This is a genomic window from Anaerotignum sp. (assembly GCF_040307045.1).
In the GTDB taxonomy this organism is placed as follows: Bacteria; Bacillota; Clostridia; order Lachnospirales; family Anaerotignaceae; genus Chakrabartyella.
Window position 1 is genome coordinate 354,884 of record NZ_JAWRKF010000020.1, and the last position, 20,138, is coordinate 375,021.

The following is a 20,138-nucleotide window of genomic DNA, read 5'->3' on the forward strand; positions in this document are numbered from 1 at the left end:
ACGAACAAAAATGTTTTATAAGTTTTTAGTATCATACTTCTTAAGATATGGAGCAGGCATCTATGTTGGTGTCTGCTCTTAATCCATTGATTTGAATGATAAACTACTTAGAGTTCATTTAGATAAGGAGGCGAGGATATGAAGTTTTTCCATATTGGTGATTTACACTTGGGAAAGAAAATATATGATTTTTCTATGATAGATGATCAAAAATACATCCTTTCCCAAATCCTACAAAAGGCACAGGAAGAAAAGATTGAGGGAATATTAATTTCAGGGGATGTGTATGACAAAGGGGTACCACCTGTGGAGGCTGTGCGTCTGTTGGATGAGTTTTTAACGGAATTATCCAAGTTAAAAATTGCAATTTTCATGATTTCGGGAAACCATGATTCTGCTTATCGTCTGGATTTTGGCAGTCGCCTTTTTCAGGATCATAATGTTCATATTTCTGGCAGCTTTAGGGGAGAGCTTAGCCCTATTTTAATGAAAGATGAATTTGGCGAAATTGCTATTTATTTATTGCCTTTTATAAAACCAGCTTTGGTAAGCCCCTATTTTGATGAAGACATACCAACCTATCAAAAAGCAGTTGAACTTGTATTGCAGGAAGTGAAACTAAACAAAGAACATAGAAACATACTGCTAGCACATCAATTTGTTACATGGCATGGCCATGCAGAGCAAAGTGATTCGGAAACGTATACCTTGGGTGGGGTGGACGAAGTGGATGCCTCCGTTTTTTTTGACTTTGACTATGTTGCCCTAGGGCACTTGCACAGCCCACAAAAAATCGGAAAGGAAGAAATCCGCTTTGCTGGTTCACCTTTAGCATATTCCTTTTCAGAAATTCGGCGAAAAAAGACCATAACAATGCTGGAATTAAAGGAAAAAGGACAGATTCAGTTGGACTTTATTCCCCTTTTACCCAAACGACCTTTGCGTGAAATCAAAGGACCCCTATCAGGGTTACTTGAGGCGGCAAGGCAAGAGGGGGTATCACAGGATTATATTCGAGGAATTCTTACAGATCAAAGAATACTAAATGACCCAATGGGACAGCTACGTTCTGTGTACCCAAACATTATGGCCATAGAGATGGAAGCCCAAGAAAAAAGGGAAGCAGAAGCACTTCAATATTCCGCTGAGGATATGTCACCTCAGGAATTGTTTGAATTGTTTTTTCAACGGCAAGCACAAAAGGAAATGGACGGTATTCAAAAACAAACAACCAAAAAGGCTTGGGAAGAATTGGAGAGTGAAGGTGAATGAAACCAATTAATTTAACCATTTCGGCGTTCGGTCCCTTTGCAGAAAAAGTTGAAGTTCCCTTTTCAAAGTTGGGGGATGGTGGGCTTTTCCTTATAAGTGGCGATACAGGAGCGGGTAAGACGACGATTTTTGACGCCATTTGTTTTGCCCTTTTTGGCGAAGTTAGTGGATCAAACCGTGGAATTGATAGTGTACGCAGTGACTTTGCTGATGCCAAGGTGAAAACATATGTGGAATTAACGTTTCAACATAAAGGCAAAATTTATGTAGTCATTCGAAACCCTGCCTATCGCCGCCCTAAAAAAAGCGGAGAAGGAACAACCACAGAGGTGGCAGAAGCCACACTATCCAGTGAAGGACAAACCTTATCCACCGGCTTTGTCCAGGTGCGAAAGGCAGTAGAGGAACTTTTGTCTGTGGATGCCAAGCAATTTAAGCAAATTGCCATGATTGCCCAAGGAGAGTTTTTAAGGCTATTATATGCTGAAAGCAGTGAAAGAGGAACGATTTTCCGCAAAGTGTTTCACACAGATGTTTTTTCTAATTTTCAACAGAAACTGAAGGAGTTGGAAAAACAAAATCGAACACGATATGAAGATAGTGAAAAGCGGTTACTATATTTTTTGAAACAGCTTTGTCCTGAGGCGGATTGGGATTGTAAGGGTACTGCATACCAAGGGGAGGTCATTGTATCGAAACAAGAAATTGCACTTTTCGATTCACAAAACCGAATAACAGTACTGAAAGTTGATAGAAAGAATTTAGCCAAGAAAGAACAGGAGTTGACAATCCAAATTGGTAAAGGCGAAATTAATAATAAACGGATTGCTGATTTTCAGGAAGCAAAGGGAGAGTTAGCACTTTTATTACAGCGAAAAGAGGTGGAGCTGGTTAAAAAAGATTTTCTTGCAAGACAGAGATTGGCTCATGACTATGTTTTGCCATTTGAAATAGCTCTGTTGCGCGAGGTTGAATCTTACGAGGAGGCAAAAAAACAAGTTGGGGATTTAACGAAGAAATTAAACATTCTTTACCCCGTGTTAGAACATATGGCGCAAGAGCACAATAAGCATGAAGAAGAACTGCCCAAATTGAATGAAGAAAAAATTCGATTGAAAAAAATGCAAGGTGACCTATTGGCATATACAAGAAAAGAGGTATTACAAAAAGAAAGAGGGCTCTTAGAGGAAAAAAAAATAAGGTTGGCGAAGCAAGAAAAAGAACAAAAAGAGAGCATTATCGTTACTGAACAAAGCATCAGTGAAATAAAGGACAAGCTAGAAGGAAAACCTGATTTAGAAAAAAAAGAACTTGTCTTAGCCCAAGAAATGCAAATGATAAAAGAACGGCAAGGGAGAATGAGACGTATTGTTGTTATGCAAGAGGAACGAAATGCGCAACTGAAGCAATTAGCTGCGTTACGGGTTAGATATAAAAAGGTAGACTTGGCATGGAAGGAAGCAAGGCGTTATCGTGAAGATGTTGAGTCTGCTTTTTTGGCAGAGCAAGCTGGCATTTTAGCAGAGAAACTAGAAGAGGGTGTTCCTTGTCCAGTTTGCGGCTCTTTGGAGCATCCCCAAAAGGCAATCCTCTCTCAATGGGCACCAACGGAAAGTACTTGGAAAGAGGCCAAAGAAAAAGAAGCAAATGCCTACACTGCATTACAGGAAGTTTCTGCAGAAGGGAAGGGTCTTTCTACAAAATGTGAAATGAAACAAGAAGGGATTTTAAAGGCGTGCATGGAGGAAGGTACATCTGAGGAAACACTTCAGAAAAAAATAAGACAGCTAGAGATGGAAATGAAAACTTTAGAAGAAGGCTGTTTGGATGTAAAAAAGAAAATTACTGAGCTTAGGGCCCTGGATGAAAGACAACATGAGAAAAATAATGTGTTAGAGAAATTAAAAGGGAAGCTGGAGGAAACGCAGGAGAGTATCAGACAGACGATAGAACAGGATAGCCTGCTACAAGGTGAATGTGTAGCCTTGGAGGAACGTTTAGAAAAAGATACTTCTGCCCAGCAGGCCAAAAGTGCAGTGGAAGCCTTGGAGAGATATATTGAGAAAGCAGAAAATGAATATAACCGCATCTTAGCCATTTTTCAGGAGAAAAAGGATGAAGTGCAAAGGATGCAAACGCGTCTGGAAGAAGGAAAAAGCCATGAACTACAGGGGAAACGGCGTGTAGAGAAAGCGAAAAGCAAATGGAATGCTATGATGCTAGAAAAGGGCTTTGCTACAATGGAGGCATATCAATCTGCTTTACCCCAGTCTATAGAAAAAATGGAAAAAGAGGAGCAAGAAAACCGCGAATTTTTCAATCGTATAAATAGATTAGAGGACTTTATAAAACGTACCAATTTAAACAATGATATTGTAATGATAGATTTAGAGGTGCTGGAGAATAAAAAAGCAGAAATTGCCCAGCATATTACCCAACTAGATACTACGATTGAGAAACTAAATGGTAGTCTTATTATGAAAGAAGCAGCATTAAAAAATGCAAAGGAAGAATTGGATTTGCGACGCCAAATAGAGACAGAATATCTGCCTATTATGGAACTTTCAAAAATTGCCAATGGTGAATTAACAGGAAAGGATAAAATTACATTTGAGTCCTTTGTTCAGGCATTCTACTTTGAACGGGTGCTAAGAGCAGCCAATATGCGCTTAGGTGAAATGACGGAGGGCAGATATCGCTTGATGCGGGCAGAGAACGCCACAGATAAACGAAGCCAGAGCGGATTGGAAATGGAAGTTATGGACTATTTCACAGGTAAAAGACGCTCCGTTAAGTCCCTTTCGGGAGGGGAAGCCTTTAAGGCATCGCTTTCTTTGGCATTAGGTCTTTCTGATGTTATTCAAAGTCATGCAGGAGGCGTTCAAATTGATGCAATGTTTATCGACGAAGGTTTTGGTGCATTAGATGAGCAATCAAGGGAACAAGCAGTTCAAGTGCTGCAACGTCTTTCTTATGGAAATAGATTGGTGGGAATTATATCCCATATCACAGAGTTAAAAGAAAATATTGAGAAAAAAATTCTGGTTCATCGGGGGACTTCGGGAAGTTTGGTAGAAGTCTTAGGTTGAACATTTAAAAAAGGAAAAATTAAGCCCTATTTTAGGGCTTAATTTTTTTAAAAAAACAAGCGAACTCTATTTTTTTTATTATTCCAGTAAAAATTAAAACAAGTGAAATAAGTTTATTTGTATACCCGGGCTATTTTCTTTGTAAGAACCTTCCATGGTTTTGCCCTTGGGTTAAAAGAAAGTTTTTTCTGTCCCTTTGATACAAACACACCATTTTAACCTATGCATATTTTAATAAAGATGGGAGGCGGAATAATGAACTGGACAAATAAAAGAATTCTTGTGATAGGTGGAGATCAAAGGCTCCTCTTTTTGGCAAATTTTTTGAAAGATAGTTGTAGACAGGTTCAAACCTATGCATTAGAGGGTGGGGAAGGCCTATGTGGGGCTGTATGTGCTGCCTCGTTAGAGGAGGCAATGCAAAATGCAGATATTATTGTTGCGCCAGTTCCGTTTACAAAGGATGGGATTCATTTGTTAACCAAGGATAACACCATTGTGTACCTAACTGACTTTTGCGCAAATCTAAAGCAAAATCAGGTACTCTTTGGAGGTAACATTTCCAAAGTGGTACTAGAGGCGGCTAAAGAAAAAAATGTAGTTTGCTATGATTTTATGAAAATGGAAGATGTGGCTATGGACAATGCAATTACCACTGCAGAAGGAGCAATTGCAGAAGCTATAACCTTGAGTAAACAAAATATCAACCAAGAGGTTTCTTTGATTTTGGGATATGGACGATGTGCCAAAGCCATTGCACAAAGACTGAAAGGCATGAATGCAAAAGTGATTATTAGTGCAAGAAGGTTAGACGCACGACAAGAGGCGTTGGCTGAGGGGTATGGCGTGGTTTCCTTGGAGGATTTGGCAAGCTGCACTTCCCAGGCCCAGTTTATTTTTAATACAATTCCAACTATGATGTTAGATGCGAGGCTAATAGAAATCATGCATCCTGATGCAGTGATAATTGACATTGCCTCTGCTCCTGGTGGAACAGATTTTGACGCTTGTAAGAAAAAGGGAATTACAGCAAAGTTATCCCTTGGGCTGCCAGGAAGATACTCACCTAAAACAAGTGCCAAAATTTTGTTGCGAGGAATGATGTCCTCACTAGAATAGTAAAGCAAGGGGGAATTTATTGTGAAATTAGAAGGGAAAAATATAGGATTTGCAATAACAGGTTCGTTTTGTACATTTGACAAAATTCTCAAAGAACTTGAAAGATTAAAAGAAGAAAAAGCAAATATTATTCCGATTTTGTCTACCAATGCTGCAACCTTAGATACACGTTTTGGTAAAGCTGAGGATTTTGTCAAAAAAGTTATTGAGATTACGGGTAATACACCGGTTTTTACAATTGTGGATGCTGAACCCCTTGGTCCTCAAGGGATGCTGGATATTCTAATTATTGCACCATGCACAGGCAATACCATTGCAAAACTTAGCAATGGTATTACGGATACTTCAGTTCTTATGGCAGCAAAGGCTCATATGAGAAACAATAAGCCTTTGGTTATCTCCATCTCTACCAACGATGCATTGGGCTTAAATTTAACAAATATTGGACAGCTGATGAACACGAAGGGTATTTATTTTGTGCCTTTTCATCAGGATAATTATGAGGGCAAACCAAAATCTATGATTGCAAAAACAGAACAAATTGTTCCAACTTTAGAACTGGCTTTTGAGGGGATTCAAATTCAGCCTTTGTTACAGTGAGAAAAAAAGGGAGATTCTAAATCTCCCTTTTCCTAAAAATTTTGCTGGGTTATAAGTTGATCATAAAGGGTTGCTATTTGAAGCCATGTGTTAGCTCCCACAACCCCTGATTCTTTTAGTCCCCATTGTCTTTGCATTGTTTTTACTGCGTCATAGGTCTCGTTATCAAAATAACCGCTAATTTCCACGTCAAGTGCCCAAGGGTAATACTCGGCAATGGTGGCAAGGTATGTTTGTAGGTTTTCAACATCTTTATTCCGCGTTCCTAAGGAAAGAATATATCCGGGATAGAGGGAGGCTTTGCCTTGCAGGATTTGGGGAGACATTGAGTTGATGAGTTTCACATACCTATCATTTAAGGCTTTCCATGTGACTGGATCTACGATTCCATTAGGAGGTATTCCGTATTTCGTTTGAAAAGCGATGACTGCACTTTCGGTTTGTGGCCCATAAAAACCATCAACTTCAATTTCAGGAATGTCGGGATCGAAATAGGAAAGCATGGTTAGCATGTATTGTATTGTTTTAATACCGATTCCTTGACTTCCAATTTTCAAAGCTTCTTCATAAAGTGGTCTAAATTTCTCATAGGTAAGTGCTTCAGAAGCCAGCTGACCCAGTTTGTTAACACTATTATATAGATTTTTTAGTTTATACCACGTGCCCTTACCAACAACCCCATCCGCTGTAAGATTGAAAATCCTCTGGAATTCTTTCACTGCTTTTTCAGTTTCCATATCGTATAAATCATTATAGCTTGTGATTTTTGGTATTTCAGGATAATTTTTTCGGATACGCTCCAGTTGAACTTTTATGGTTTTTACGCTGCTCCCACTACTTCCTAATTTTAGAGGAAAACCGGGGTAGGAGTCTTTTAGACTTCCAACAGGCACATCTGTCTCAATATTTATTTCATCCCCATAGTAATAACGTAAAATATCATAGGGTATGTAACCACTTTCAGCCAGATATACCGTACCCCATTGGGAAAGGCCATCACAAACAGTGGTTGTTCCATTGCAATATTGGGCAAAAAACGGGCCAGCACTTCCTTGCTTTACAATATACGAATCAAAGATATCATCCACAATGTTACTGATGCTGTCAAAAATCTCCCGTCCTTCTATATAATTTTGGTCATATGTTGGTGAATTGCTGATATCAAAATCGTAACCCTGTTTGCGGTAATGCTCTGCATAAATACGGTTTAGGGCATAGCTGATTTGGGCGTAAATATTGGCTCGAATTGCTCTTTCTGGCCAGGTTGGATAGATTTCACTAGAAGCAACATTTTTTATATAGTCGATAAAGGGAACTGTAACATTTCTTGCATATTCGTTTGGATTGCCTAAATGCACTGTAATAGACTCAGGAATAAAGGGATAACCTGTTTGCATGTTATATCCTCCTTAGATTTTAAGTGTTTGTTCGTTAATTTTAATGGGTTTGGAGGGATCCGTTGAAACTGATTTTGGAATCATGTCAACGTGTTGGAGAGATAAAATACCTTCATAAACGGGAACGTTGTAATAAACCATTGTTAAAAAGTCAGGATGGGTGACAGTTATTTTATAGCTATTTTTGCTTACAATATTTTGAAAATCTATACTGGGGCTAAGGGCGTCAATTGCTTTTATGCCTGCTAGGGGGATAGAAGGAATTTTCCCAGAAGCATTGGTGTTGCCTTTAAAAAGTATGATTTCACCCTCGGGGGTATCCTTAGAAATGGTAACTTCAGCAAGGGGAACAGGGTAGCTTCGTTTTGCTGTATACGTTTGAACCTGTAAACTGCCGTTGTATTCTTTTTCATCCATGGAGGGAGTAGGTTGTTTGTCACTGGTTAGGTTCATTACATTCGCTCCTTTGATATTTGAATATATATATTAGTATTATCTTATTCTTTCTCATGAGATTACAGTACGCTCAATCGGCTACAACTGTGGATAGATAAAACGTAAAAAAATATGTAATCTATATTTATTTTAGAAATTTTTTATTGACAAACAGGATTTGAATGCTATAATAAAACAAACAAAATACTAAAGGCTATGACGAAGAGGGCTGAGCTGTTAAGTTCACAGAGAATCGGGATTGGTGCGAACCGATAATGAGACTGCTTAATGCCTATGGCTTCTGAGCTGAAGGTTCGAAAACATGAAAATGTAAGTAGGCTCCTTCCGTGATTGCTGCGTAAATGCATAGGACTTGTTTGAGTCTGAGAGGTGGCATTATTTTTAATGCAATTTGAGTGGTACCGCGGGAATAACCCGTCTCAAAGTATATCTTTGAGACGGGTTTTTTTATTTTCAAAATTAAACTAGAGGAGGTTATATGTAAATGAGTGATTACAGAATGGAAACAAAATGTGTACAGGGGGGGTATACTCCAAAAAATGGTGAGCCTAGACAAATACCCATTATTCAAAGCACAACTTTCAAATACGCATCCAGTGAAGAAATGGGAAAACTTTTTGACCTTGAAGCAAGCGGGTATTTTTATTCGAGATTGCAAAATCCTACCTGTGATTATGTTGCTGCAAAAATTTGCGAGATGGAAGGTGGTACTGCGGCAATGCTGACTTCATCTGGGCAGGCAGCCAACTTCTATGCAATTTTTAATATTGCTACTTGTGGAGATCATGTGGTTGCATGCTCCACCATTTATGGTGGCACATATAATCTTTTTTCTGTAACAATGAAGAAGATGGGTGTGGAGTTCACATTTGTTACGCCTAATTGTACGGATGAGGAGTTAGAGGCTGCATTCCAGCCTAATACAAAAGCTGTATTTGGTGAAACCATTGCAAATCCAGCTTTGACAGTGCTGGATATTGAACGCTTCGCCAATGCCGCTCATGCCCATGGGGTACCCTTGGTAATTGACAATACCTTTGCCACTCCTGTCAATTGTCGTCCCTTTGAGTGGGGAGCAGACATTGTAACCCACTCTACCACAAAATATTTGGATGGACATGGAGCGGGAGTAGGTGGATGTATAGTTGATTCGGGAAAGTTTGATTGGCAAAAGAATGCAGAAAAATTTCCTGGTCTTTGCACACCTGACCATAGTTATCATGGAATTACATATGTTGAAAAATTTGGTCAAGGGGGTGCCTTTATTACAAAAGCAACTGCCCAATTAATGAGGGACTTTGGTTCTGCACAATCACCACAGACAGCATTCCTCTTAAATTTAGGGTTAGAAAGCCTTCATGTGAGAGTGCCCCGCCATTGTGAAAATGCCCTTGCCGTGGCAAAATTTTTAAAGGAGAATGAAAAGGTTTCGTGGGTGGTATATCCTGGCCTAGAAGGAGATCCGTTTTATGAAACTGCAAAAAAATATATGCCGAATGGCACCTGTGGAGTTGTAAGCTTTGGTGTAAAAGGGGGCAGGGAAACAGCAGAAAAGTTTATGGATAGCCTGAAGCTAGCATCTGTTGCCACCCATGTTGCAGATGCCAGAACCTGCTGTCTGCATCCTGCAAGCGCAACGCACAGGCAGATGAGCGAAGACGAACTTATTGCAGCGGGAATTTCAGGTGATTTGGTCAGATTTTCCTGTGGCCTTGAAAATGCCCAGGATTTGATTGAAGACATCGCCCAGGCGCTGGAATCAATTAAATAAGCCTGTGGAATCATCAGTTTTTATATTGTTATAAATATAGGTGATGAAAGAAAATGGGGGATGACAAGGGATGTTTGTCGTTCTCCATGGTTAATTGTAAAACAAGCAATTGCAGTACGTATTTAATTTAATACAATTCATAGAGGAGAGTACCTCTACGAATTGCATTAAGCTGATCAAAACGCAACGAAAAAATACTATGGATAGGTTTGAAAATATTGCAAATATGACTTTACAAAAGGTTACGTGTTGTAAAGATAAGAGAGTTAAAATTGCAACTTTATGTTTGAAGAATTAGGATTAAAGAAAGCGGTGAAAAGTAGATGCCAATTAAAATACCCAATGAATTGCCAGCGGTTAAGGTGCTAACCAATGAAAATATTTTTGTGATGACAGAGCATCGGGCAATAACCCAAGATATTCGCCCGTTGAAAATATTATTATTAAATTTGATGCCAACAAAAATTGATACTGAAACACAAATTTCAAGGCTTTTAGGAAACACACCTTTGCAAATTGAATTAGAACTGATTCATATTAAGTCTCATAATTCCAAGAATACTTCAAGTGAGCATTTGTTGGCTTTTTATAAAAGCTTTGATGAAGTAAAAAATGAAAAGTTTGATGGATTTATTATTACAGGCGCCCCAGTTGAAAAAATGGAGTTTGAGGAAGTGGACTATTGGGATGAGCTAAAGGAAATCATGGAGTGGAGTAAGACCAATGTACATAGCACATTTCATATTTGCTGGGGAGCACAGGCGGGGTTGTATTACCATTATGGCATTCCCAAATATCAAATGGAGGAAAAGCTGTTTGGAGTCTTCCCACATGTGGTTAACCGTAAAAATTCCATGTTGTTACGTGGTGTAGATGATGTGTTCTTTGCGCCGCACTCTCGCTATACCACGGTGAATGAAGATGATATTGCGAAGATAAAGGACTTGGAAATTTTATCAACATCAAAAGAAGCTGGTGTTTATGCAGTTTCATCTCTAGATGGAAAGCAGATTTTTATAATGGGCCATTCAGAGTATGATCCACAAACTCTAAATAATGAATATATTAGAGATAAAAAAGCTGGTCTTAGTACTTCAATTCCTGCCAACTACTTCCCCAATGATGATGACACGAAAGAGCCCCTTGTACGTTGGCGTGCCCATGGAAATCTATTATATTCAAACTGGTTAAATTATTATGTGTATCAAACAACCCCTTATGAGTGGGCAAAATCATTGTAAATTAAAAGATTTTCGGGTAGTTAGCAGATTAAACTTGGTTGAATCATTCTAATTTATTATCAGAAACGGCGTAAGAAATGAGTTTTTGTGGCGTAAAATCTTACCTTTATTTCATGTGCTACGAAAAGAAAAGTGTTATATTATTTTGATATATAAGCATTAATTTTATCTTTGAAAGAAAGTAGGTGGGGAGCCTTCTTACCTGCTTTTTATTATGGTCAAAATTTGTAATTTTTTATTCCTAGAGGTAACACCGATGTCGAAGATGCATGAGGGGAAAGGGGAAAGTTTATAATGAAAGGGTTATGAAATTTTGCCGCTAAGCAGCATTTACATTGAGGTTTCGATTTAGGTTGTTTGTCATTCATACACGGTGGCCTTTGTCTTTTTAATCTACCCAATAAAAAACAGACATACCAAACACATTTTGTGGGTGTAGGTATGTCTGAAAATATATCTATATTCTTAAAAAAAAGTTTAGCCCTGCTGACGAGGGTAAGTCATATTGGCTTCGTTTAGGCAATCCAATACTTCGTCAACATATTTTTTACACTCGATCTTTGTAATGGCTAAGTTATGATCCAAATAGTTTCCACACATTTCTGACTTTGCAGCAGGAATTTCTTCGTTAAAGTTAGCCATATATTCGTAGCATGCTTTCATGATTTCTGCTATGTCCTTTGACTCCAGGTCGCCTTTGAAAATAACATACATACCTGTACGGCACCCCATCGGACCAACATAAATAGTTTTTTCAGCCCAAAGAGGGTGACTACGGAAAAATGTTGCCATTAAGTGTTCAATGGTATGCATTACAGAAGTGTCCATAACCATTTCTCGGTTAGGTTCTTTCATACGAATATCAAAAGTGGTAAGAACTCCATTTTCTACTGTATCTTTTCTGGACACATAAATCCCTCTTAAAAGTGTATCATGATCAATGCCAAAGCTAGTTACGTCCATATTTTTCGTCCTTTCTTTATTGCGTACATCAAATAAGGTCATTTTACTCGTTTTTCAAGGTAATTTCAAGTGAAAGTTTATTTTCTAGGGTTGATACCTTTGGATTTTTCCTGTAAAATGTTTAGATATATATACAATTATATTAGGAAAAGGGGTATGAAAATGTCAAGACAATTAACAAGAGATGAGGCTTGGGAGATTCTCACAAAATATAACAAGGAAGCTTTTCACTTACAGCATAGCGAAACAGTAGAAAGTGTAATGCGTTATTTCGCAAAAGAACTAGGCTATGGAGAAGAGGAGGAGTTCTGGGGGAATGTTGGTCTGCTTCATGACCTTGATTTCGAAATGTATCCTCAGGAACATTGTTTGAAATGTCAAGAGCTCATGAGAGAACTTGACCTGGAGGAACGATTGATTCATGCAGTGGCAAGCCATGGTTATGGCATCTGTTGTGATGTTGAACCTACCCATGAAATGGAAAAAGTTCTTTTTGCTGTGGACGAGCTTACCGGTTTGATTGGTGCTGCAGCTTTAATGAGGCCCTCCAAAAGCGTTCAGGATATGGAATTGAAGTCTGTAAAGAAGAAGTTTAAAGATAAAGCATTTGCAGCTGGGTGCAATCGAGATGTGATCAAAAGAGGAGCGGAACAACTCGGGTGGGAGTTGGACATATTGCTATCAAGGACACTTGATGCAATGAAAGCTGATCCCAAAAATTGATTGTAAAATGGAGTAAACAACTCAAATTTGATGGCATTTTGAAGCTACTGCCACCTTACCTTATTTGTAGGAGGTCAATTCAATGATTGTTGTTAGATGATTCTAACTGGGGCAATATACTTGTTTTTTATATGCCAGCACTCTTGCATTAAAACAGAGGTATGAGGTAACCATGGTAGCGCCCGTTAGGCCGGAGCATGGGGTAGAAGACATACCACAATGGACGCAATTATGAAAAACCAAAGGAAAACTGTAGGATTTGGTTAGGCAATACAAATCAGTTTCGTATGTTTTAACGACTTGAGTAAATTGCCTATACTTGGATAAAAGAATGTACTGATTGTGGAAAAATAATAATTGGCTCTACTGTGAAAATTATGCCTGCAGTATCTGTATGGGCACCCTTAATCAGAGTTTTTTATAAAAAAGTAACCTTGATGGAGGATTGTACATGAAAAAAATCTCATAGGCTGAAAAAAATCTCATTGCAGAACTTGACTTTTGCCATACACTGTGATAAAGTGTTTTTGATATCATAATGCGTTGAAGGAAACGAGTAGAGCAGGGAAAGTTTTGCAGAGAGCATCCGGTTGGTGAAAGGGTGTAAACTGACTGTCTTGAATACATTCTGGAGCAGCTGCCCGAAGATAGTTATTATTTGTAGGGTTAGACGGGGACGCCCGATATAGCGTAATGTGTGTGTTTGCACACAAAAAGGAGTATTTTGCGAGAAATACTTAAACCAGAGGTGGTACCACGAGTTTTCGTCCTCTGTCCCTTTAAAAAGGGGCAGAGGATTTTTTTTGTACAAAATTATCGGAAAAAAGGTTAGAGAAAAGGGATTAGGGAGGATTGCAATGGAAGTAAAAAAGAAACAAAAAGCAGTAGGGCTTATGAGTCGGTGGGGATTTATTTTGGCTTCTGTGGGTTCAGCAGTAGGTATGGCTAATGTTTGGGGTTTCCCAAACAAAATGGGAAGCAACGGTGGCGGTGCCTTTTTGCTGGTGTATTTATTTTTTATTTTTATTTTTAGTTATGTGGGCTTACCTGCTGAATTTGCCATTGGGCGCCGTTCAAAAACAGGTACTTTGGGTTCCTATGAGAATGCTTGGGCTACACGAAGCGAAAAAGCTGGGAAAGTTGGTGGTATCCTTGGGTGGCTGCCGCTGGCAGGATCTATGTGTATTGCCATTGGTTATGCTGTTATTGTTTCGTATGTTTTGAAAGCATTGTTTAACTCGTTGGACGGCACGTTAATGAATGTGAATACTACAGCATGGTTTGAGGCTTTTTCATTAAAGCAGCATTCTGTCATTCCATTCCATGTTGTTGTCGTAATCGGCACACTACTGACACTGTTTTTGGGCGCAAAAAGCATTGAAAAAACAAATAAAATCATGATGCCGTTATTTTTTATCATTTTTATTATTTTAGCAATCCGAGTTGCCATGCTTCCAAATGCATTTGAGGGATATTTGTTTATGCTTATCCCTCGTTGGGAGGCACTTAGAGATCCTATGGTTTGGGTTTGGGCAATGGGGCAGGCGTTCTTTTCTTTGTCAATTACGGGTAGTGGTATGATAGTTTACGGTGCTTACCTGGGAGAAGATGAAGATGTTATTTCAGTATCACGTAAAACTGCCATTTTTGACACGATTGCAGCTTTTATAGCTGCCTTGGTCATTATTCCGGCGTGTTTTTCTTACCAATTGAACGTTAGTGCAGGTCCAAGTTTACTATTTGTAACACTACCAACCATTCTGCAAGATATTCCTATGGGCAACACTTTTGCCATCATATTGTATGTAGCCATGATTTTTGCAGGCATCAGTTCGTTGCAAAATATGTTTGAAGCAGTGGGTGAGTCTTTGTTACATAAATTTCCTAAGCTCAGCAGAAAAGCAGTTCTCTGTATTTTGTGTTTGATTTGTTTGGGCTTTGGTATTAATATGGAGGCAATTTTCCAATGGGGTCCTTGGATGGACTTAGTATCCATTTATATTATTCCTATCGGGGCAACTTTGGGTGCTATTTCATGGTTTTGGGTAATGAAAAAGGATGACTTGTTATTTGAAATCAATAAAGGCGGTATAAAGAAACAAGGGGAAATGTGGTACTTTATTGGACGTTATATTTATGTACCGTTTGCAATGATACTTTGCCTTGTAGCACTTTTTATGAAAGTGGCGTTTTGATTAGCTCATGATTTTTTACAGCACTTGCAACTTCTGATTTTAGAAAAGAATATAAATAGTGATAATGCAAACAAAAACCATTTCTACTAGTAAAGGAGTGGTTTTTTTTAATAGAAAAGGGATGTTAGTGATTCACTTAGGCTTATAACAATTTTTAATCTATTTGGTTAAATGCCACTATAACTTTTGATAGCCAAGCTGTATACAAGGTATTCCTGAAAAAAAGTTATTTATCCTCGAAGGAAACAAACGTGAAAGGGATAAAACTATATGAAAATCTAGGTTTAAAAAAGATTTCAGGATTTTTAAGGAGAATGATTCAATACCAGAAAAAGGGAAAATGAACTCAATAAATAAATGTTTCCTAAAGTTCAGGTAAGTTTAAAGGGAAGTATGCCCCTTGGTATGGAATTTTGTATACAAAAATCCGTCTATCTTCGGCCGTATTTATAATGGTTGGGGATTTTTTTGTGGAATTTTATAATCTCTTACTGAAAAATTTTCAAGCATTTCGAATATAGAAATAAGAATATCCATTTTTTGGAATGTGAAAAGATTTATCAACTAATATTTAAGAGGAATAATTTTTGAAGATGATATGTTATGACTCTAAATTAGAAGTTAAACACATTTGGTAAAGTTGAAATGGGCAATCCGCTTTATTTATTTTCATGAGGAATACGTGTTAAATTTGTAAACTGATTTTTTGATGCACAAGAAGAAAATTCAAAATATATTTTATGTAAATCAGAGTGTTTGAAACTAAGGTCTAATAAAAATATACAAAAACTGTTTAAACAGGAAAATGAATAGCAACAAAAAAACAATGAAAACAAGGGCGCATAACCATAAGTGTTAAAATTATATCAAAAATGTACCAAAAAATAGCTATTAGATGCAATAAAATAGGTATTTTAGATAAAAATTATAGTCATAAAAGAAAAAGATAGTATACCTAAAATTTTTTTACTCTGATACAATTAAACCATAGCTTAGTTGTCGTACCGAACAGATGACTAAGTTGTAATATCTAAAAACTTAAGTATTGGGTATTAAATGTAAACCATTAAAAGCTGTATTACTGGAATGAGACAAGAGAGGGAGGAAACTATGAAGAAAATTTTAATTTTAGGTGTTGGCGCCCAGGGCTCAACTGTTGCAAAACGTATGGACGAAGAAAATGAGGTTTCTGAAATCATCTGTGCTGATTATGACAAAAAGGCAGTCGATGAATTAGTAAAGCTTTTGAAAAAAGGTAGAGGTGTGCAGATAGATGCAACAAACAAAGATAGCATTGTTGCCGTAGCTAAAGATGTTGATTTATTGGTGAATGCTTTACCAATTAAATATGGTTTGACTGTAATGGAAGCTGCCATTGAGGCCAAAACAGATTACCAAGACTTTGCAGCAACGGATGTTTTATTTCCCGATGATTGGGTAAAATGTGTTGACTATTTATATGATGAAATTGGTCCACGATTTCAAGAAATCGGAAAAACAGCAATTATAGGAACTGGTTCTGCTCCGGGGATGATTTGTGTGGTGGCCAGAGATGCAATGAGGTACCTAGATTCCTGTGAAACAGTAAACTGTTTGGTGTACGAAGGTGTTGTAGCTAAAAGGTTTTTGCCTTTCTGGTGGTCTCCTGTTACTGCCTTAGGCGATATGACAGATACAGCCTATACATATGAAAACGGCAAGGTTATTCCAACCGAGCCCCACAGCAGACCATATTATAGAACGTTTAAGGGTGTTGAGGGCGTTTGCGAATTAGTGGAACACGCTCATGATGAACCTTTATATATCGGACATAATGCCGATAAGTATTTTAAAGGTGCAAAAAATGCTGCATTTAAATATGGCGGGGAGGGCATTAAGTTTGCAAAGCCTCTCTACAGGGCAGGCTTACTCTCTCGTGAGGAAGAAGAAATTAATGGACGAAAGGTTGTTCCATTTGAAACCATTTTGGCCCATATTCCTCCAGCACCAAAGTATAAGGCAGAATTAGAAGAAATCCTTACGGAAGGTTTGGTTTCTGATACAGGTGCTATGGTTGTTGAAGCGTTTGGAAAAAAAGATGGAAAAGATGTTATGGTTGAAACTTATGTTTATGCCCCCGGCATGGTTGAGTCCTTTGAGAGATCCGGTCTTTCTGCTGAAATGTACTTAACAGGACAGTGTGGTTCATTCTATACTACAATGCTCGTTAGAGACCAGTTTACACAAAAGGGCCTCATTTCTTCAGATATGTTGGAGTACCCACAGGTCGACTACTACTTGAACCTAGCAAAAAATTTTGACATTACACTGGAAACAGAAGTGAAAGAAGTAAAGTAAAGATAGGAAGCTGTTATAATAATATGTGGTATTTAGATTAAAAATGGGATGTCTTTTCACATGGCAGTTAATTTAATGAAATCACTGCCATGTGAAATATAGTTACGAAATGCTCTTTAAATAGCCATCTAAATATGCGTTAAGAGTTTTGATTGCTTCACCATAATCAAAGTCCAGGTTTATGATTTTTGTGGATCCACTTAGATCTGCAAGTACGTTTTTCCTATAATTTGAAGGTGTTTTACCAAACCATTTTTTGAAATTTTTGCACAGGTGATACCTGTTTGCAAAACCCAGTTCCATGGCAATTTCATCAATGCTTTTTTGGGTATTGATCAGAAGAAGCTCAGCTTCATCGCAGCGAGCCAAAGATAGCAGTTCGGTGAAACTTAAACCAGCATTATTTTTGATATAACGGGATAGGTAGGCTGTACTTAAAAATTCCATTTGGGCTATATCTGAAAGACTTATTTCTTCCTTACAATGATCGTAAATATAGTTAATGATTCGATAGGTTCGGTTATTTTCGTTGGTATAGGGAGCCATTTCAATTTTTCTGTGCATTTCATATCTTCCTGTATAATTCGTTGCGTAGTAATAGTTGCTATATTTTTTAATCAGCAATGAAATGATTTCCTTCGTAGAAGCGTTTAGGTTAAAGTCATTTACACTATCAGAAGAGTATTCAAAAAACAGCTTTGATAATAAAAAGCGTAGCTGGTACAGGTCGGAGGAGTCCTTTTCTTTGCTAGCATAGGAGTCGCATAAAAAATATGCATCCACTAGATCCGGAAATGCTTCGGAAAAGAAGTCAATGTCGATGTGAACTGTGAGAATAATATTATGTATGTTAGAGGAAAGCTTATGTCCCTCTTTTGCATTAAAGATATAAATATCTCCTGCGGATAAAGGTCGATGTAGTGTGCTATCAAAAATATCGACTTCACCATCTAAGACAACAATGATTTCGATTGCATTTTTGTGCATATGGTATGGGTGATACTTTGTATTACTAAGGGATGCTCGTACCTTAGTTTGGTACTTAAACCCTATAAATTCATTAAAATACATACAAGACAGACCTCCTAACAAGTAAATATTATATATTATTATTATATAGCAGTTGCTGCCATATTGAAATTGGTACATTATTACTAATATTTGCCAACTAAATTAGGGAATATGCTTATAGACTTATATTTCCGGAAAGGATAAAAATATGTCCGATAAAGAAATGAATGTTGAAGGTATAGCAGGGTTAAAGAAGTACGATGTTAAAACAATGGGGGTTGTTTTTATGATATTCTCATTGGTTGCTGCAGGTGGATTTGGTGCGGAGGAGATGATTTCTTCTACCGGGCCTGGGTTATCACTCATTTTATTAATCATTTTACCATTTATATGGGCTATGCCCATAAGCAATACTTGCTCTGAGTTGGGTGCAATTCTTCCTGAGGAGGGCGGCGTCTATGTTTGGGCACAGAAAGCATTTGGTGAGTTTTGGGGTTTTCAAGTAGGCTGGTGGAATACAGTAGGTTTTTATGTCTCAAACAGTATTTATGTTGTACTTGCAGCTGGTTATGCAAAGCAGTTCATACCAATGTCCGCAACGGCAGAGCTTGCTTTTAAAATTGGGGTTGTGGTAATTTTCCTGATTATCAACCTGATGGGGATTGCCGAGGTTTCTAAAGTGAATAGCATCCTTACGGTAACAATATTATTGGTTTTTGCTTTGGTTGCAGTTGTTGGTATTATCAATTGGAATACAAACCCAATGGAGCCTATTATTCCAAATGATGTAAGCCTCTTTGAAGGTATTACAGGAGGTCTTAGCATTGCTGTTTGGATGTATTGCGGCTATGAATGTATAGGAACAGTGGCTGGGGAGCTGAAGAGTCCTCAGGTTATTCCCAAGGCACTTATAATTGCCCTTCCCATAGTTGCCCTTACATATATTCTTCCGCTATTAGGGGGATTGGCTTCTTTGGGCGAAGGAAATTGGGCGAATTGGGCAGTAGATGGAGGACTTGACGGTAACTCATTTGGCTATAGTGATGTATTGACTACCTATCTTGGGCCAATTTGGGGATATGTATTTTTGCTAATCGCCATGCTTTCTCAGTTGGCAATGTATAATATGTATATTGCATCTGGTTCTAGAGGCTTCTTTGTTATGGCGGATGATAACTTGTTCCCTAAGTTTATGTGCAAAGTCAGCAAAAAGAAGGGTGTACCTCATGTTTCCATTATTGTTTTATCAGTGGCTATTTTGCTCCTAATGAATTTTGACTTTGAAACTTTGGTTATGTGTGATGTTGTATTTATGATGGCAATGTATATAACCATTGTGCTTGCTTTGGTGAAACTGCGAAAAGTGTATCCTATTGAAGAAAGACGAAAGCAAGGTCTATTTGTTATCCCTGGAGGAAAGATTGGGTTAACTTTATCTGTAATATCACCTATCATTATCGCTATTGCAACGTTAGTGTTAAATGGCACAGATTATCTTTTGGTAGGTATTATTGCCATTGGTTCTGGTGTTATTGCCTATATCATCATTAAGACAATGCAGGGCGGACTTGCTGTAAAGGATCCTATTGGCCACCCCCTAAACCCGAAAACAAAATTAGCTGTTGGTGACACCTTTCGAGTTGGTTTGTTTTCTTTTCTTATCGGAGCCCTTGCTTTTTTAGGTCAGTATGTTCTGGTTTGGTATGAAGGTGACTGGGGCCCAGCTTATTATTTAGAGGAAGGTGCCGGTGGCATATTTAGTAATTTCTGGGGTATGATTGACTTGCTTAAGTGGGGTGGAGCCGTCGTTTTAATTTTTGGCATTTTCCTCATGGCAATGAGCAAAAAGCTGGAGCCACGGAATGAAAGTAAGAATGTTGATACAAATACGTTCAGTATCTAATTGTTTAAATGGATTTGGTTCATATATGTGTTTAAATGCACCTAGGTGCTATTCATATTAA

14 protein-coding genes and 2 other annotated features are annotated in these 20,138 nt (G+C 38.0%); of the genes, 10 read left to right on the forward strand and 4 right to left on the reverse strand.

Features of this window, described 5'->3' with window-relative positions; translation table 11 throughout:
- Positions 1-138: 138 nt before the first annotated feature.
- The 4 genes from ABVZ64_RS11735 to ABVZ64_RS11750 all read left to right on the forward strand — a co-directional run bounded on the left by ABVZ64_RS11735 (position 139) and on the right by ABVZ64_RS11750 (position 6,080).
- On the forward strand, positions 139-1,272 hold the full coding sequence (locus ABVZ64_RS11735; RefSeq protein WP_352401194.1) for an exonuclease SbcCD subunit D: 1,134 nt from the start codon (positions 139-141) through the stop codon (positions 1,270-1,272).
- Positions 1,269-4,361: an AAA family ATPase gene (locus tag ABVZ64_RS11740; RefSeq protein WP_352401195.1), complete on the forward strand. Its 3,093-nt coding sequence runs from the start codon at positions 1,269-1,271 to the stop codon at positions 4,359-4,361. Before ABVZ64_RS11735 ends, ABVZ64_RS11740 begins: the two co-directional genes overlap by 4 nt.
- Before the next feature lie 255 nt (positions 4,362-4,616).
- Positions 4,617-5,480 (forward strand): dipicolinate synthase subunit DpsA, encoded by an 864-nt coding sequence (gene dpsA / locus ABVZ64_RS11745; RefSeq protein ID WP_352401196.1) that lies wholly within the window; start codon positions 4,617-4,619, stop codon positions 5,478-5,480.
- Between the two features lie 21 nt (positions 5,481-5,501).
- Positions 5,502-6,080, forward strand: coding sequence for a dipicolinate synthase subunit B (locus tag ABVZ64_RS11750; protein ID WP_352401197.1), 579 nt, complete (start codon positions 5,502-5,504; stop codon positions 6,078-6,080).
- 32 nt (positions 6,081-6,112) lie between these two features.
- Here ABVZ64_RS11750 and ABVZ64_RS11755 read toward each other — a convergent pair whose 3' ends face one another.
- Both ABVZ64_RS11755 and ABVZ64_RS11760 read right to left on the reverse strand, forming a co-directional pair.
- Positions 6,113-7,477 carry a peptidoglycan-binding domain-containing protein gene (locus ABVZ64_RS11755; RefSeq protein WP_352401198.1) on the reverse strand — a complete coding sequence of 455 codons (1,365 nt, stop codon included), beginning with the start codon at positions 7,475-7,477 and terminating at the stop codon, positions 6,113-6,115.
- 12 nt (positions 7,478-7,489) lie between these two features.
- Positions 7,490-7,930, reverse strand: a complete 441-nt coding sequence (locus ABVZ64_RS11760) for a hypothetical protein (protein WP_352401199.1) — start codon at positions 7,928-7,930, stop codon at positions 7,490-7,492.
- 189 nt (positions 7,931-8,119) lie between these two features.
- Positions 8,120-8,358, forward strand: a binding site (T-box leader).
- A 59-nt stretch (positions 8,359-8,417) separates the two neighbouring features.
- Between ABVZ64_RS11760 and ABVZ64_RS11765 the strand changes: the two genes are divergently transcribed.
- A complete protein-coding gene (locus ABVZ64_RS11765; protein WP_352401200.1) occupies positions 8,418-9,704 on the forward strand; it encodes an O-acetylhomoserine aminocarboxypropyltransferase/cysteine synthase family protein in 1,287 nt (428 codons plus the stop codon).
- Positions 9,705-10,027: 323 nt separating this feature from the next.
- The gene (gene metA / locus ABVZ64_RS11770; protein WP_352401201.1) at positions 10,028-10,945 is read left to right on the forward strand and encodes a homoserine O-acetyltransferase MetA; all 918 of its coding nucleotides are present in this window, start codon (positions 10,028-10,030) and stop codon (positions 10,943-10,945) included.
- A gap of 477 nt (positions 10,946-11,422) precedes the next feature.
- Here the strand turns inward: metA and ABVZ64_RS11775 are convergent, their stop codons facing one another.
- Entirely contained in the window at positions 11,423-11,908 is a 486-nt protein-coding gene (locus ABVZ64_RS11775; protein ID WP_352401202.1) for an S-ribosylhomocysteine lyase, read from the reverse strand.
- 162 nt (positions 11,909-12,070) lie between these two features.
- Here ABVZ64_RS11775 and ABVZ64_RS11780 point away from each other — a divergent pair, with 162 nt between their 5' ends.
- From ABVZ64_RS11780 to ABVZ64_RS11790, 3 genes are all read left to right on the forward strand, one after another.
- A complete protein-coding gene (locus ABVZ64_RS11780) occupies positions 12,071-12,631 on the forward strand; it encodes a hydrolase (protein WP_352401203.1) in 561 nt (186 codons plus the stop codon).
- 534 nt (positions 12,632-13,165) lie between these two features.
- Positions 13,166-13,406, forward strand: a binding site (T-box leader).
- An 82-nt stretch (positions 13,407-13,488) separates the two neighbouring features.
- Positions 13,489-14,826, forward strand: a complete 1,338-nt coding sequence (locus tag ABVZ64_RS11785) for a sodium-dependent transporter (RefSeq protein ID WP_352401204.1) — start codon at positions 13,489-13,491, stop codon at positions 14,824-14,826.
- A 1,110-nt stretch (positions 14,827-15,936) separates the two neighbouring features.
- On the forward strand, positions 15,937-17,163 hold the full coding sequence (locus ABVZ64_RS11790) for a saccharopine dehydrogenase family protein (protein ID WP_352401205.1): 1,227 nt from the start codon (positions 15,937-15,939) through the stop codon (positions 17,161-17,163).
- Positions 17,164-17,265: 102 nt separating this feature from the next.
- Here the strand turns inward: ABVZ64_RS11790 and ABVZ64_RS11795 are convergent, their stop codons facing one another.
- Positions 17,266-18,234: a helix-turn-helix domain-containing protein gene (locus tag ABVZ64_RS11795; protein ID WP_352401206.1), complete on the reverse strand. Its 969-nt coding sequence runs from the start codon at positions 18,232-18,234 to the stop codon at positions 17,266-17,268.
- Positions 18,235-18,382: 148 nt separating this feature from the next.
- On the opposite strand from ABVZ64_RS11795, the gene ABVZ64_RS11800 reads away from it, so the two are divergent.
- Positions 18,383-20,077 (forward strand): APC family permease, encoded by a 1,695-nt coding sequence (locus ABVZ64_RS11800; RefSeq protein ID WP_352401207.1) that lies wholly within the window; start codon positions 18,383-18,385, stop codon positions 20,075-20,077.
- Positions 20,078-20,138: the final 61 nt, after the last annotated feature.

Bases quoted from the DNA above. Each gene is read 5' to 3' on its own strand.
- ABVZ64_RS11795 (WP_352401206.1), bottom strand. From the start codon at position 18,234: ATGTATTTTAATGAATTTATAGGGTTTAAGTACCAAACTAAGGTACGA.
- ABVZ64_RS11790 (WP_352401205.1), top strand. From the start codon at position 15,937: ATGAAGAAAATTTTAATTTTAGGTGTTGGCGCCCAGGGCTCAACTGTT.
- metA (WP_352401201.1), top strand. From the start codon at position 10,028: ATGCCAATTAAAATACCCAATGAATTGCCAGCGGTTAAGGTGCTAACC.
- dpsA (WP_352401196.1), top strand. From the start codon at position 4,617: ATGAACTGGACAAATAAAAGAATTCTTGTGATAGGTGGAGATCAAAGG.
- ABVZ64_RS11755 (WP_352401198.1), bottom strand. From the start codon at position 7,477: ATGCAAACAGGTTATCCCTTTATTCCTGAGTCTATTACAGTGCATTTA.
- ABVZ64_RS11780 (WP_352401203.1), top strand. From the start codon at position 12,071: ATGTCAAGACAATTAACAAGAGATGAGGCTTGGGAGATTCTCACAAAA.
- ABVZ64_RS11765 (WP_352401200.1), top strand. From the start codon at position 8,418: ATGAGTGATTACAGAATGGAAACAAAATGTGTACAGGGGGGGTATACT.
- ABVZ64_RS11775 (WP_352401202.1), bottom strand. From the start codon at position 11,908: ATGGACGTAACTAGCTTTGGCATTGATCATGATACACTTTTAAGAGGG.
- ABVZ64_RS11760 (WP_352401199.1), bottom strand. From the start codon at position 7,930: ATGAACCTAACCAGTGACAAACAACCTACTCCCTCCATGGATGAAAAA.
- ABVZ64_RS11735 (WP_352401194.1), top strand. From the start codon at position 139: ATGAAGTTTTTCCATATTGGTGATTTACACTTGGGAAAGAAAATATAT.
- ABVZ64_RS11800 (WP_352401207.1), top strand. From the start codon at position 18,383: ATGTCCGATAAAGAAATGAATGTTGAAGGTATAGCAGGGTTAAAGAAG.
- ABVZ64_RS11740 (WP_352401195.1), top strand. From the start codon at position 1,269: ATGAAACCAATTAATTTAACCATTTCGGCGTTCGGTCCCTTTGCAGAA.
- ABVZ64_RS11785 (WP_352401204.1), top strand. From the start codon at position 13,489: ATGGAAGTAAAAAAGAAACAAAAAGCAGTAGGGCTTATGAGTCGGTGG.